This window comes from Glutamicibacter sp. AOP38-B1-38 (genome assembly GCF_052377485.1).
GTDB lineage: Bacteria > Actinomycetota > Actinomycetes > Actinomycetales > Micrococcaceae > Glutamicibacter.
Window position 1 is genome coordinate 22,745 of sequence record NZ_JBQSWU010000024.1, and the last position, 13,863, is coordinate 36,607.

Sequence of the window (13,863 nt, forward strand, 5' to 3'; positions counted from 1 at the left end):
CCCAGTAGACTGATTCCAGTTCGTTTGCGAATCGCGCAATCGTAAGTAAGTCTTCTGTAAAACGTTTCTAGGAGGAACCTGTGGCAAAGGCAAAGTTCGAGCGGACCAAGCCGCACGTCAACATCGGCACCATTGGTCACGTTGACCACGGTAAGACCACGTTGACCGCCGCCATCTCCAAGGTACTTGCTGACAAGTACCCTGATCTCAACGAGCAGCGCGACTTCGCGTCGGTTGACTCCGCTCCAGAAGAGCGCCAGCGCGGTATTACCATCAATATCTCGCACGTTGAGTACCAGACCGAGACCCGTCACTACGCACACGTTGACGCTCCAGGCCACGCTGACTATGTCAAGAACATGATCACCGGTGCGGCTCAGATGGACGGCGCAATCCTCGTGGTTGCTGCTACCGACGGCCCAATGGCTCAGACCCGCGAGCACGTTCTGCTTGCTCGTCAGGTTGGCGTGCCATCCCTGATGGTTGCACTGAACAAGTCCGACATGGTTGAGGACGAGGAGCTCCTTGAGCTCGTCGAGATGGAAGTTCGCGAACTTCTCTCCTCGCAGGGCTTCGATGGCGACGATGCACCAGTGATCCGCGTTTCGGGCCTGAAGGCTCTGGAAGGCGACGCTGAGTGGACCAAGTCCATCGAGGAACTGATGGAAGCAGTCGATACCTACATCCCGAACCCAGTTCGTGATCGCGATCGTCCATTCCTGATGCCAATCGAAGACGTCTTCACCATCACCGGTCGCGGTACCGTTGTGACCGGTCGCGCCGAGCGTGGCACCCTGAAGATCAACTCGGAAGTCGAAGTTGTCGGCATCCGTCCGATCCAGAAGACCACCGTTACCGGTATCGAGATGTTCCACAAGCAGCTCGACGAGGCATGGGCCGGCGAGAACTGTGGCCTGCTGCTTCGCGGTCTGAAGCGCGACGATGTCGAGCGCGGCCAGGTTATCGTAGCCCCAGGCTCGATCACCCCGCACACCGGCTTCGATGCCAACGTCTACATCCTGTCGAAGGACGAAGGCGGACGTCACAACCCGTTCTACTCGAACTACCGTCCGCAGTTCTACTTCCGCACCACCGACGTGACCGGCGTCATCACCCTCCCAGAGGGCACCGAGATGGTCATGCCAGGCGACAACACCGAAATGTCGGTTGAGCTGATTCAGCCAATCGCCATGGAAGATGGCCTCGGCTTCGCTATCCGTGAAGGCGGCCGCACCGTTGGTTCGGGCAAGGTCACCAAGATCACCAAGTAGTTCGCTGCTTAACTGATCTAGGCCAACTGGTCTGACAAAAAAGATCTCCACCACTTCTTCGGAAGAGGTGGAGATCTTTTTGCTTAACATCTGCGCGTTAAGTGCCAAGTATGTCAATGCAGTGGTCTAATTGGATTGCGTGGATATCCCTCTGCGAGTTCATCGATCTAAGGTCGCGGCATGTTCTGGTTCATCTTGGTTCTCCTGCTCGTGGCTGCCAGCTTCTTCATAGGCTTTCGCATTGGCCGCAGGAACCACACGGTGAACTCCGAGGCCAAGCAGCAAGCCTGGCAGGAAGGCTATAACGCCGCCACTAACTACGCGGCACGTACCGCCCAGCAACCTTCCACGCACGCTCCGCCGCCACCGAGCCAAGAGGCGAGTAATTGGCCCCTGGGAGCCCCGGTGGCAAACCCCGCTGCGCAGGTCTATGCCCGGCCGCCGGTCCAAGCACCCGCAGCGCCTGTCCGCCCGGTGAAGCAACTGACCCCGCGTGAACGGGAACTGCGCAATATCAACGTCACCCTCTACGTGGCCGCCCTGCTGATCGTGGCCGCCGGAGCCCTGTTCCTGAGTTTCGCATTACCGCCGCTGCCTAAACTCATCGCCTTGTTCGCATTGGCCGCGGCCTTTTACGGCGGAGGACTCTATGTGCACGGGGCAAAGCAGAATCTCAAGCCAGCCGCCAGCGCCTTCGCCGGAACCGGGTTGGCCTTATTGCCTTTATCGGGAATCGCGACCTACCTGACGCTCCCGGTGCCGGCGGCAGTGGTGTGGCTGGTCTTCTCGGTGCTGGGCACCCTTGCCGTGGGTTTTGCCACCCTCCGTTTACGCTCCCGGGTGCTAGCTTGGATTGCGGTCTTCGTAGTGGTCTCCACCACCATGGCCTGCGCGGCCACGGTGCAACGCGGCATCTTGTTCTACCTGCTCTTCTTACTGCTGCTCTCCCTGGTGCTGCTTGTCCTGGCTGTGCGCAGCGCAAAGGTTCGCTCCTCGCTCTTCTACTCGGCCGTGTCCGCCACCGCGCAGTTGCTGCCGCTGTTGGTGCTCGGCCTGGCATTAGTCATGTTGACCACCTTGCATGCCCGCGACTTGGTGTGGGTGTTCTTCTTGGTGACCGCCCACCTGCTGCTCTCCATCAGATTGCTGGTGAGGTTCCGGCTGCATCGGCTCTACGCGGCACGCGTGAGCTTCATGCTGCTGATTTTCGCCACCGCAAATTACCTGGCCTGGGAACCACGGAATACCTGGGTGCTCATCGCGGTGCTTTGGGCGGCGCAGGCCCTGGCGATCACGCATTATGCACAAGGTTATCGCCGGCTTTTCACGGTGCCAGCCAACTGGTGGCGGGCCGAACGGGTGCTCCTCTGGGTGCTGGTCTGCGCTTCAATGCTCGCGGTTATGCTCAATGCCAGCGGAGAACTCATTCCTTGGTGGTATTCGGTGCTGTTGATTCCCGTGCTTCAGCTCTTCGCGGTTCCAGCCTTGGGCAAGCGGGGAAAGATTGAAGCGGCCGCTATCGTGGCGCTGGTCCTGCTGGGGATCACCGCCAGTGACTGGTTTGCCTGGCGGGCATTGCCGGGGGTAGCCGTGGCTCTGGTGGGACTCACACTCGCGATGCGCAGCGAAACGGATCGCCGCTGGCATCTGGCGCTAGACCAGACCCGGTGGATCGGGTTCCTTGTCTTCGGCGGATTTGGCGGTCGCACGGTGCAGCAGATGCTGAGCGGTTTTGATCACCAAACGGGTAGGTCAAGCTGGTACGCGATGAACGTGTCGGAGAATGTCTCGCTGCAGCTAGCGTGGGTTGTGGGCCTGTGGGTACCTTTGTTTGCACTGTGGCTCATCTCGACGCTCCAAGGCGCTCGGCTAGCCGACCGGACTCGTGGGCAACTCATTCGATTCGGTGCTTCCGCGCTGCTGGCGTTGATCACCCTGGGGTACATCGGATCTATGGTGAACCAGGTGGCTGGCGTGGATGCTGCTACGGCAAGCTTCCTTGGACTACCTGCCGGCAACTGGTTCTTCATAGGAATCCTCCTAACGTTGGCCAGCGTGATTCTGGCCGGTTGGCGCAACGATGGCTTCGGCCAGGAACGCGCAGTGCAAATACTGCGCACCATGGTGCTGGCAGCTAGTGGTGGGCTCTTCCTGCTCAGCTTCCAGGAGCCGCAAAACGCCCTGCCTTTCGTGGGACTTGTGAATCTATTCTTCTATCTGCGTGGCGCTCATCTGGTTCACTCACCACGCTGGAAGATGAGCTACGCCGGCGCCGCACAAATCACCTTCACCCTGAGCATCTGGTGGTTTGTGGACATGATCAATTTTGATTCCCATGGTCGCTTCGCCCTGTTGCTGGTATCGGTTATGGTGCCGCAACTGCTTCGCTTGTTCCTCGTCATGCGAACCGGACGCCGTTTGAGCCGAGAGATGCTGTGGATTACCGTCGGACTGGTTTGCCTGCTGCCGCTATTCCTACTCATCGGTGATGCGAGCTTTGGGCTGCATGACCGTGGCACCATGCTGTTGGGATTGAGCTTGTGGATCATTCATTCGGTGGCAGGGTTCTTGGGCATCAGAGGGCAGTCGAAGCATGCAGAGTTCCTGCTCTTCGCAGCCATCATGGGACTGTGCGGCCTGTGCTATGTCCAAGGCGTGCAAAGCTTCTCAGCCACCGGCTGGATTCACGGACCGTGGTGGTCTGTGCAGATGATTCAGATTCTGCTCATGGCGCTGGCGCTGATCAGCCTGGGGATACAGTGGCGCTTGCGCGATTCGGCCACACTGCGCTTCTCGCCGATCTTTGGCACGGTCTTCGCGTTGTTCTGCATTGGGTTCGTAGCTCCCGCCCCCGGGTGGTTCGCGCTGATCTTCCTGGTTGCCGCGCTGCAGCTCGGGCTTTTGGTTCACACCCGGAAAATCCCGTGGTTGGCCGCCGGCGCCAGTCTTACATTGCTGGGAGCCATTGGCCAAGGCATCGATTTCTGGCGGGGCACTAGGCCATCAGGGCTGCAACCCTGGATGGACCCAACCTGGCAGCTGCTATTCACTGCAATGGTGCTGTTGATCATTTCGCTCTTGCACGGCCGGTTCGCCGAGCCGGTTCCACATTTTCCCCGAGAACTGGTGACCTCGCGCGAGGCCAGCGGAGCCGCTGCGCGTATCTATTTCGCGGCGATGATTCTTGGCACCCTGATCGCCGGGGCGTTGGTGCATTTCAACGACCTGCGGGCGGTGTGGATTATTGCCGGTGCGGTGCTGATCTTTGGTGCCGCCGTTCTAGTCCGGATGTACGAATTGCCGACGCACTGGCTTCGGTGGGGGAGCGATGTGCTGATAGCGCTCGGCGCATTGTTGGGCTTCAGCAGCTACAGCCAAATCATTCGCCTGCCAGATATCAGTTTCTTCTTCCTGTACTTCACGCTCGTTGCCGGCATCCTGGCCGTTCGTCACTTCATGGGCAAACGCTCGCCGGTGGCTCATGGGTATCTGGTCGCGGCCGCCGTTCTTGCCTCGCTGACCCAGTTGAGCACCCTGGCAGATGTCAATGGGGCGGCGCAGGTCTTTAGCCTCTTCTTCTTTGCCGCATTAATCGTTCTCGGCCTGAAGCTGGGGCAGAAGCGCTACATCTGGTGGGGCGCGATCGCCATTACCGCGGCGGTGCTGTGGTTCTTGCGGTACCTGGCATTCCTTTGGCTGGTGCTTGCCGGCATCGCGCTGATTGTCGCGGCGGTGCTCAAGCTGGTGCGCGTTGAACGCAAGCCCAAGAGCGAGGAGGCTGACCCGGGCGGCGCGGAGCGAGAGCGCCAAGATCGCGGCGATGCCGGTTCGTGAGGTCAAGATCACTGGGCTGAATCCGGGCAAAAGATTTGCGCCACGGCGGTCGACCTGTCAGACTAGATAAGTTGCTTGATTGCAACCCGATCCCCGCGAGGGGTAATCGGTAGTGGTTTGCGCGACCGGGATCGGCTCTCACCCAGGATAATGCCTGGGGTTCGGGATCGATACAACCGCTGCAAACCAAAAGACCTTCGCACAAAGTGAAAACCCTGTCGGGTTTGTCGTGACTAAAATTTACACGACACGCCCGACCGCGGGGGTCGGAGCCACCTGCGGGTGAGGAACCCGGATCTGATCCGGATTCAGTCGCAGCGTAAGGCGTGCCGGTCCGCAAGGGCCCGTATACAGGCACAGTAATTCTAGATAGTGCTAACAGAAAGAGGCATGACGCCATGGCGGGACAGAAAATCCGCATCCGGCTGAAGTCGTATGACCACGAGGTCATTGACGTTTCGGCCCGGAAGATCGTTGAGACGGTCACGCGCGCAGGCGCAACCGTAGTCGGCCCAGTGCCGCTGCCAACGGAAAAGAACGTGTACTGCGTTATCCGTTCGCCACACAAGTACAAGGACAGCCGTGAGCACTTCGAAATGCGCACGCACAAGCGTCTGATCGACATCGTCGATCCGACCCCGAAGGCTGTTGATTCGCTGATGCGTCTCGACCTGCCAGCGGATGTCAACATCGAAATCAAGCTTTAAGGGGAGGTGGCGAGAAAACTATGACCGCAACCCGTAATTTCAAGGGACTGTTGGGCACGAAGCTCGGCATGACCCAGGTTTGGGATGAAAACAACATTCTGATCCCAGTCACCGTCGTGCAGGCTGACAGCAACGTTGTCACCCAGCTAGTTAACGCTGAGCGTGATGGCTACACCGCAGTTCAGATCGGCTACGGCCAGATCGACCCACGCAAGGTCACCAAGCCACTGGCTGGTCACTTTGAAGCTGCCGGCGTGACCCCACGTCGTCACCTGGTGGAGCTGCGCACTGAAGATGCAGCCGAGTACACCGCTGGACAGGAACTGTCCGTCGAGCTGTTCAACGCAGGCCAGAAGGTCGACGTTGTAGGCACCTCGAAGGGTAAGGGCTTTGCCGGCGTTATGAAGCGTCACAACTTCAAGGGTGCTCCGGCTTCCCACGGTGCGCACAAGAACCACCGCAAGCCAGGTTCCATCGGCGGCGCATCGACCCCAGGTCGCGTTTTCCGTGGACAGAAGATGGCCGGTCGCATGGGTGCTGAGCGGGTAACCACTCAGAACCTGACCATTCACGCCATCGACGCTGAGAAGAACCTTCTGCTGATCAAGGGCGCCGTTCCAGGCGCTCGCGGTCGCGTCGTTCTCGTACGCACCGCCGTGAAGGGAGCATAAGTAAATGACTAAGGCACTTAACGTCGACCTGCCAGCAGGTATCTTCGACGTACAGACCAACGTCCCGCTGTTGCACCAGGTTGTCGTTGCACAGCTTGCTGCTGCCCGCCAGGGTACCCACAAGACCAAGGACCGCTCGGAAGTTTCCGGCGCCGGTCGCAAGCCGTTCAAGCAGAAGGGTACCGGCCGCGCCCGTCAGGGTTCGATCCGTGCTCCACACATGACCGGCGGTGGCATTGTCCACGGTCCAACCCCACGTGATTACTCGCAGCGTACCCCGAAGAAGATGAAGGCTGCTGCACTGCGCGGCGCCCTGTCTGATCGCGCACGCTTCGATCGTGTCCACGTGATCGAGAACCTGGTTGCCGGTGAAACCCCGTCGACCAAGGAAGCTCTGGCAACCTTGCGTTCGCTGACCGAGCGCAAGAACCTGCTCGTCGTCATTGACCGCGCGAACGATGTTGCAGCACTTTCGGTGCGCAACCTTGATTCCGTGCACGTCCTATACGTCGACCAGTTGAACACCTACGATGTTCTGGTTTCGGATGACGTAGTCTTCACCAAGGCTGCCTTCGAAGCACTGGTCCAGAAGGAGGAAGCCAAGTGAGCGTCTTCTCAAAGGCTCCGCACGATGTGGTCATCGCACCAGTCGTTTCGGAAAAGAGCTACGGCCTGATCGATGAAGGTCAGTACACCTTCTTGGTCGACCCACGTTCGAACAAGTCGGAAATCAAGAATGCCGTTGAAGCTATCTTCAACGTCAAGGTTGAGTCCGTAAACACCATGAATCGATCCGGTAAGCGCAAGCGCACCAAGTTCGGGTGGGGTGCACGCAAGGATACCAAGCGCGCAATCATCACCTTGAAAGAAGGATCGATTGACATCTTCGGCGGTCCGCTTTCCTAAGCGGAGACCACTTTAACGAGGAATAAGAAAAATGGGAATTCGTAAGTACAAGCCAACTACCCCGGGCCTTCGCGGCTCGTCGGTAGCTGACTTCGCAGAAATCACCCGATCGACTCCGGAAAAGTCGCTGGTTCGCCCGCTCACCAAGAGCGGCGGCCGTAACAACTCCGGTAAGATCACCACCCGACACAAGGGTGGCGGACACAAGCGTGCCTACCGCGTGATCGACTTCCGTCGTCACGACAAGGACGGCGTTCCGGCAACCGTTGCTCACATCGAGTACGACCCGAACCGCACCGCACGTATCGCTTTGCTCCACTACATTGATGGAACCAAGCGCTACATCGTTGCTCCGAACAAGCTCCAGCAGGGCGACCAGGTTGAGGCCGGTCCAAACGCGGATATCAAGCCAGGTAACAACCTGCCGCTTCGCAATATCCCGGTTGGTTCCGTAATCCACGCGGTCGAGTTGCGTCCCGGCGGCGGTGCCAAGATGGCACGTTCCGCAGGCGCTTCGATCCAGCTGGTGGCTCGTGAGGGCCGCTTCGCTCAGCTGCGTTTGCCTTCGGGTGAAATCCGCAACGTTGATGTGCGCTGCCGCGCAACCATCGGCGAAGTTGGCAATGCCGAGCAGATCAACATCAACTGGGGCAAGGCCGGCCGCATGCGCTGGAAGGGCGTTCGCCCAACCGTGCGTGGTGTCGCCATGAACCCGATCGATCACCCACACGGTGGTGGTGAAGGTAAGACCTCCGGTGGTCGTCACCCGGTCAACCCTAATGGTAAGCGTGAAGGACGCACTCGTCGTCCGAACAAGGACAGCGACAAGCTTATCGTGCGTCGCCGTCGTACCGGCAAGAACAAGCGATAGGAGCCTGGAAACATGCCACGCAGCCTGAAGAAAGGCCCCTTCGTCGATCAGCACCTCTTCCTTAAGGTCGAAGCTGAAAACGAAAAGGGCACCAAGAACGTCATCAAGACGTGGTCCCGCCGTTCGATGATTATCCCGGACATGCTGGGACACACCATCGCCGTGCACGACGGTCGTAAGCACATTCCAGTGTTTGTCACCGAATCAATGGTTGGCCACAAGCTCGGAGAGTTTGCAGCCACCCGCACGTTCCGTGGCCACGTAAAGGACGACAAGAAGGGCAAGCGTCGCTAGGTCCCGTTAGGGATCTAGAGATGCTTACCCCTCTTCGAGAGACGAGAGAAGGAAAGCAATGGAAGCCAAGGCAATTGCGCGCCATATTCGCGTGACGCCTATGAAGGCCCGGCGCGTCGTCAACCTTGTTCGTGGTCTACAGACCAACGAAGCGCTGGCTATCCTGAAGTTTGCCCCACAGGCAGCTTCGGAGCCAGTGTACAAGGTTGTTGCATCGGCAGTGGCTAACGCCCGTGCCGCTGCAGACCGTGCAGGTGAAGCATTCAATGAGGACGAGCTGATCATCAGCGAAGCGTTTGTTGACGAAGGTCCGACCATGAAGCGGTTCCAGCCGCGAGCTCAGGGTCGCGCATTCCAGATCAAGAAGCGCACCAGCCACGTCACCGTGGTTGTTTCAACCCCGGAGAAGGGTGGGGAGAACTAAATGGGACAGAAGGTAAACCCGAACGGTTTCCGTCTCGGCATCACCACTGACCACGTTTCGCACTGGTTCGCCGATAGCAGCAAGCCAGGACAGCGCTACGCAGATTACGTAAAAGAAGACGTAAAGATCCGCGCATTGCTGTCCACCGGAATGGATCGTGCAGGCATCGCCCGCGTCGAGATCGAGCGCACTCGTGACCGTGTTCGTGTGGATATCCACACCGCACGTCCGGGCATCGTGATCGGCCGCCGCGGCGCCGAAGCAGATCGCATCCGTGGCGCACTGGAGAAGATGACGGCTAAGCAGGTTCAGCTGAACATCCTCGAGGTCAAGAACCCTGACATGGAGGCCCAGTTGGTCGCCCAGGGCATCGCCGAGCAGCTTGCTTCGCGTGTGGCTTTCCGCCGCGCGATGAAGAAGGCCATGCAGTCGGCAATGCGCGCTGGTGCCAAGGGCATCCGCGTTCAGTGCTCCGGTCGTCTTGGCGGTGCAGAAATGTCCCGCAAGGAGTTCTACCGCGAAGGTCGTGTGCCGCTGCACACCCTGCGTGCGAACATCGACTTCGGCAAGTTCGAAGCCAAGACCACCTTCGGCCGTATCGGCGTGAAGGTCTGGATCTACAAGGGCGACGTAACCGCCAAGGAACTTGCTGCACAGCAGGCCGCAGCAGCTCCGGCTCGCGGTGGTCGCGGCGGTGGCAACGATCGTCCACGTGGTGGAGAGCGTCGTCGTCGTCCAGAGCGTAAGGGCGCTGCAGCTCCGGCTGCGGAAGGAGGACAGGCTTAAATGCTTATCCCACGTCGAGTGAAGTTCCGTAAGCAGCACCACCCGAAGCGCTCCGGCGCTGCCAAGGGCGGAACCACTGTTGCTTTCGGTGAATACGGCATTCAGGCTCTTACTCCTGCTTACGTGACGAACCGTCAGATCGAGGCAGCTCGTATCGCGATGACCCGTCACATCAAGCGTGGCGGTAAGGTCTGGATCAACATTTACCCAGACCGTCCACTGACCAAGAAGCCAGCCGAAACCCGCATGGGTTCCGGTAAGGGTTCCCCGGAGTGGTGGGTTGCAAACGTAAAGCCAGGACGCATCTTGTTCGAACTTGATGGCGTTTCAGAAGAGGTAGCTAAGGAAGCATTGCGTCTCGCAATCCACAAGCTGCCATTGAAGGCACGCATCGTGCGTCGTGAGGGTGGTGAATAGGGATGACTATTGGTTCTAAGGATCTAAGCGTCGACTCCCTGGACGGCTTCGATAATACTCGTTTGAACGAGGAATTGAAGAAGGCCAAGGCAGAACTGTTCAACCTGCGTTTCCAGTCGGCTACCGGCCAGCTTGAGACTCACGGCAACCTGAAGGCTATCAAGCGCGACATCGCACGCATCTACACCGTAATGCGTGAGCGCGAGCTGGGTCTTCGTAAGGAAGTTGTTGTCCCGGTTGAAGAGACCAAGAAGGGCAAGGAAACCAAGTAATGAGCGAGAAGGATAACGTCGTGGACGCAGCTGTAGAGCGCAACGACCGCAAGACCCTCCGTGGTTACGTGGTTTCCGACAAGATGCAGAAGACCATCGTCGTTGACGTTGAGGACCGTGTTAAGCACGCCCTTTACGGCAAGGTCATGCGTCGCAACAAGAACGTGAAGGCTCACGACGAGAACAACGAAGCCGGCATTGGCGACTTGGTTGTAATCGCAGAGACTCGCCCATTGTCAGCAGACAAGAACTGGCGTCTCGTTGAGATCGTTGAGAAGGCTAAGTAAGCTTTCTTGGTGATTTCACGGATTACGTGAATAACTGAAAACGCCCCGGAGCGCTGCGCAAGCAGAGCCCCGGGGCGTTTTTGCGCCCCCGAGGGAGAGAAAACGGTAAATCCGAGCTCTTGAAGTGGCGGCGCAGCGCTGTCAGCATGGGGTATGGCTTCCATCGAATTCATCCGGCCCGCGGGCCTTGTCCACTCGCCTGCGTTCAGCCATGTGGCGGTGGTGCCACCCGGGGCGAGAATGGTTTACGTGGGCGGGCAAAACTCGGTCGACGAGCGCGGGACGCTCATCGGTGCCGATGATGTGGCGGTGCAGGCCGCTCGGGCGTTGCACAACGCACGCATCGCCCTGAACGCCGCCGGCGCGGATCTGGCCGATGTGATCTCCTGGAACGTCCAACTTGCCGAGGGCGTCGAGGTATCCCGCGCCTATGGGGCTATCGCCGGCGAACTGAGCTCCCCGAGCCCGCCGCTGGTGACCGCGAGCCTCGTCGCAGGCTTGGGCGTGATGGGTGCGCTCGTCGAAATCAGTGCGGTGGCCGCGCTGTTTGATTAGGTTCGCGAAAGACCGCGTCTGCAGGTTTCGAATTTGCGCGGTAGGCGCTGGGGGTGAAACCGAGTACCTGGCGAAAATCGGTGGTGAGATGCGCATGGTCTGCGTACGCTAGCTCGGCGGCAATCTGGGCGATGGTTGTTTCGGGGCTTTCACGCAGCCGCTGCGCGGCTTCTTGCAGGCGGTATCGGCGGATGATGGTCAACGGTGCGAGCCCCACATAATCTTTTGCCAGGCGCTGCACGCTGCGCACCGAGATCCCCATGGCCTGTGCCAGCTGGGGGACATTGATGATTTCCCTTTGCCCGGCGGCCAGCTCAAGCATGCGATTCGCCAGAAGCCCTTGGACCGAAGGGTGCGGGATCTTCGCTTCGAGCCACGCAGCGAACAGCTGGATCGCCGATTCGATGGTTTCCCGCTTCACCGGTCCAGCCAGCAATGCGCTGATCGCTTCGTGCGGTGTCGCGCCCGGGATACTCATCTCGGCTCCGAGCAAGCTGCGCGGATCGATGCCGAAGGCCGGGGTGGACGCTGGCAGGAGCATGGCCGCGAGAACCCAGCCGGTTCCGCTCAAATCTCGGTGCGAGGCACCGGTAGCAACGCCGGAGAGCGTGACACCCTGGCGTTGTATAACCACGTTCATGCAGGGGAACGGAAGCAATTCTTGGCGCGAGGTTCGCCCTGCGGCAATATCCCAGCGAGCCAGCCAGAACCAGCCCACGCGGTCACGCAATTCTTCGGGAGCCGGCACTCGGATGAATTCTGGCAGCATTGCGGGATAGAGCACGCCGCGACGGTCGGCCGAGCTGTCCATGACCGTTCCCCTCCAAACTTGGCGCGAATCTACAAGTCCCAGCGTGCCACAAGCTTCTAGGGTGAAGACATGGAATATCGAGAAGAAAACACAATGGGTGTGACCGGGCAGCACACCGTCGCAGGGATCCCTCACGGATCCACATCGTTGACCCCGTTTTTGGCGATCCGGAATGCGGCTGGGGCCGTGGAGTTCTACCGTGAGGTCTTTAAGGCCAGAGTCGTGGACTCCACGGAGATCGGGGGAGTGATGGTCCACGCAGACCTGGACTTTGGCAACGGCAAACTGCAGTTGGGAGAGCCGAGCCCGGACTACGGACTCGTTGCACCACCCGCGCAACCCGAAGCCTGCTACTCCATTGGCCTGTACTGCCCGAACGTCGATGAGCTAGTGGCAAAGGCCGAGGCGGCGGGAGCCGCAATCCGCGAGCCGGTGGCAACCTTCGTGTCCGGTGATCGTTTTGCCTCGATCATCGATCCCTTTGGAGTGCGTTGGTCGCTGATGTCCAGGGTGGAGGATCTCTCCGAAGCGCAGAGCAAGGAACGCGTAGCCCGGTGGGCGGCCGAGCAGCAGGCCTGAGCTGCGCGTGGTCTGCGTGCTTGTGCATCGGCTTCACCCTTGTGGGGATAGTTCGGAAAATCCTCGTTCAAATGCGGAGTGCAGCATCCAGCGGGGCCACGGCAATTCGGCCGCGGCTAGTGCTTCATCAATGCTGCGCCCGGCGTTCCAGGCGCCTCGAACCGCATTAGCCACAGCGTGGAGTTCTGCGGCCTGCGTGGCGGCAAATTGGAGATCCACGGTCCGCCCGTGCCCTGGAACAATCACATCCGCTGGCCCGATTCCAGCCAGCAGCGCGCGCAAGGATTCGGGCCAGTCCAGCGGCCAACTTCCCGAACCAAACATGGGAGGTCCGGATTCTTCGATCACGTCCCCAAGCATCCATACTCGGGCGTCGGGAACGAAGACCGCAAGATCTGTGTCCGTGTGTCCACGCGATATGGGCAAGCAGGCAATGTCCCGTCCACCAGCGGTCAGTGTCGTCGCTTGTTCCACAAGCACAGATGGGTGCACCAAGGCGACCTGGTCCCATGCTTTGTCTGGTTCTCGGCTGGGATCCTGGCGCCATGCCGCCAAACGTGGCAATTCGAAGGAATCGAAGTGGGCAGGGATCCGCTGGTGGCCGATAACGGGTACGCCCAAGTGGGCAAATACGGAATTTCCAAAGCAATGGTCGTAGTGCGCATGGGTATTGACCGCGCCCACGATTGGTTTGCCGAAGCGCTGGCTCAGCTCTTCCACTATTTGCCTGGCTTCCATGGGCGAACCGCCGGTGTCAACGACGGTCGTACCGCTAGGCCCGAGGATCGCGGCAATGTTGACCCTATCTGCGCCATAAGATTTCACGAATACGTCATTTGCGACCTCAACCCAAGACATGATCACTACGGTACAGCCGTCGGTGGTCAAAATGGCGGATCAGCCGACAGCAATGGGCCTTGGCCATCGGCAACAGCACAAATCACTGCAGTTCGACTCGTTCGGTCTTCTTGCCGCGCCGGGCAGAATTTCCAGGACCGTCTCGGCTGATCCCGGGAACTCAGAGTGCTCCACGAGCAGCGGGCCTAGGCAACCGTCGCGGGGGGAGTGCTGCATCCGTGCAGTGCGGGTTATGACCGTCAACTAATCGCTGCAACTCTCACCGTTCTTCTTACCCGGAGAAGATTGATCTTCACCGGCGGCTCCAGCGGCCAGGTCCG

At 59.5% G+C, this 13,863-nt stretch carries 17 protein-coding genes; 15 read left to right on the forward strand and 2 right to left on the reverse strand.

Annotation, left to right across the window (positions count from 1 at the left end):
- Positions 1-80: 80 nt before the first annotated feature.
- The 14 genes from tuf to ACT3TP_RS13990 all read left to right on the forward strand — a co-directional run bounded on the left by tuf (position 81) and on the right by ACT3TP_RS13990 (position 11,295).
- Positions 81-1,271 carry an elongation factor Tu gene (gene tuf, locus ACT3TP_RS13925; RefSeq protein WP_096283696.1) on the forward strand — a complete coding sequence of 397 codons (1,191 nt, stop codon included), beginning with the start codon at positions 81-83 and terminating at the stop codon, positions 1,269-1,271.
- Positions 1,272-1,451: 180 nt separating this feature from the next.
- Positions 1,452-5,105 carry a hypothetical protein gene (locus ACT3TP_RS13930; protein ID WP_444620841.1) on the forward strand — a complete coding sequence of 1,218 codons (3,654 nt, stop codon included), beginning with the start codon at positions 1,452-1,454 and terminating at the stop codon, positions 5,103-5,105.
- A gap of 398 nt (positions 5,106-5,503) precedes the next feature.
- Positions 5,504-5,812: a 30S ribosomal protein S10 gene (rpsJ, locus tag ACT3TP_RS13935; protein ID WP_013349689.1), complete on the forward strand. Its 309-nt coding sequence runs from the start codon at positions 5,504-5,506 to the stop codon at positions 5,810-5,812.
- 20 nt (positions 5,813-5,832) lie between these two features.
- A complete protein-coding gene (rplC, locus tag ACT3TP_RS13940) occupies positions 5,833-6,483 on the forward strand; it encodes a 50S ribosomal protein L3 (RefSeq protein ID WP_096283691.1) in 651 nt (216 codons plus the stop codon).
- Between the two features lie 4 nt (positions 6,484-6,487).
- Positions 6,488-7,090 (forward strand): 50S ribosomal protein L4, encoded by a 603-nt coding sequence (gene rplD, locus ACT3TP_RS13945; RefSeq protein ID WP_096283689.1) that lies wholly within the window; start codon positions 6,488-6,490, stop codon positions 7,088-7,090.
- Entirely contained in the window at positions 7,087-7,389 is a 303-nt protein-coding gene (gene rplW / locus ACT3TP_RS13950; RefSeq protein WP_096283687.1) for a 50S ribosomal protein L23, read from the forward strand. Before rplD ends, rplW begins: the two co-directional genes overlap by 4 nt.
- A gap of 31 nt (positions 7,390-7,420) precedes the next feature.
- Positions 7,421-8,260 carry a 50S ribosomal protein L2 gene (gene rplB / locus ACT3TP_RS13955; RefSeq protein WP_096283685.1) on the forward strand — a complete coding sequence of 280 codons (840 nt, stop codon included), beginning with the start codon at positions 7,421-7,423 and terminating at the stop codon, positions 8,258-8,260.
- A 12-nt stretch (positions 8,261-8,272) separates the two neighbouring features.
- The gene (gene rpsS, locus ACT3TP_RS13960) at positions 8,273-8,554 is read left to right on the forward strand and encodes a 30S ribosomal protein S19 (RefSeq protein ID WP_096283683.1); all 282 of its coding nucleotides are present in this window, start codon (positions 8,273-8,275) and stop codon (positions 8,552-8,554) included.
- A gap of 58 nt (positions 8,555-8,612) precedes the next feature.
- Positions 8,613-8,978: a 50S ribosomal protein L22 gene (gene rplV, locus ACT3TP_RS13965; RefSeq protein WP_096256898.1), complete on the forward strand. Its 366-nt coding sequence runs from the start codon at positions 8,613-8,615 to the stop codon at positions 8,976-8,978.
- Positions 8,979-9,764 carry a 30S ribosomal protein S3 gene (rpsC, locus tag ACT3TP_RS13970; RefSeq protein ID WP_096283680.1) on the forward strand — a complete coding sequence of 262 codons (786 nt, stop codon included), beginning with the start codon at positions 8,979-8,981 and terminating at the stop codon, positions 9,762-9,764.
- Positions 9,765-10,181, forward strand: a complete 417-nt coding sequence (gene rplP, locus ACT3TP_RS13975; RefSeq protein ID WP_096283678.1) for a 50S ribosomal protein L16 — start codon at positions 9,765-9,767, stop codon at positions 10,179-10,181.
- 2 nt (positions 10,182-10,183) lie between these two features.
- Positions 10,184-10,453: a 50S ribosomal protein L29 gene (gene rpmC / locus ACT3TP_RS13980; RefSeq protein ID WP_096283676.1), complete on the forward strand. Its 270-nt coding sequence runs from the start codon at positions 10,184-10,186 to the stop codon at positions 10,451-10,453.
- Positions 10,453-10,740, forward strand: a complete 288-nt coding sequence (gene rpsQ, locus ACT3TP_RS13985; protein WP_096256894.1) for a 30S ribosomal protein S17 — start codon at positions 10,453-10,455, stop codon at positions 10,738-10,740. Before rpmC ends, rpsQ begins: the two co-directional genes overlap by 1 nt.
- Positions 10,741-10,893: 153 nt before the next feature.
- On the forward strand, positions 10,894-11,295 hold the full coding sequence (locus ACT3TP_RS13990) for a RidA family protein (RefSeq protein WP_105568747.1): 402 nt from the start codon (positions 10,894-10,896) through the stop codon (positions 11,293-11,295).
- Here ACT3TP_RS13990 and ACT3TP_RS13995 read toward each other — a convergent pair.
- A complete protein-coding gene (locus ACT3TP_RS13995) occupies positions 11,267-12,106 on the reverse strand; it encodes a helix-turn-helix transcriptional regulator (protein ID WP_105568748.1) in 840 nt (279 codons plus the stop codon). The two genes, ACT3TP_RS13990 and ACT3TP_RS13995, sit on opposite strands and share 29 nt — an antisense overlap.
- Before the next feature lie 69 nt (positions 12,107-12,175).
- Between ACT3TP_RS13995 and ACT3TP_RS14000 the strand changes: the two genes are divergently transcribed.
- The gene (locus tag ACT3TP_RS14000; RefSeq protein ID WP_444620842.1) at positions 12,176-12,685 is read left to right on the forward strand and encodes a VOC family protein; all 510 of its coding nucleotides are present in this window, start codon (positions 12,176-12,178) and stop codon (positions 12,683-12,685) included.
- A gap of 33 nt (positions 12,686-12,718) precedes the next feature.
- Here ACT3TP_RS14000 and ACT3TP_RS14005 read toward each other — a convergent pair whose 3' ends face one another.
- Positions 12,719-13,543, reverse strand: a complete 825-nt coding sequence (locus tag ACT3TP_RS14005; RefSeq protein WP_444620843.1) for an MBL fold metallo-hydrolase — start codon at positions 13,541-13,543, stop codon at positions 12,719-12,721.
- Between the last annotated feature and the right edge of the window lie 320 nt (positions 13,544-13,863).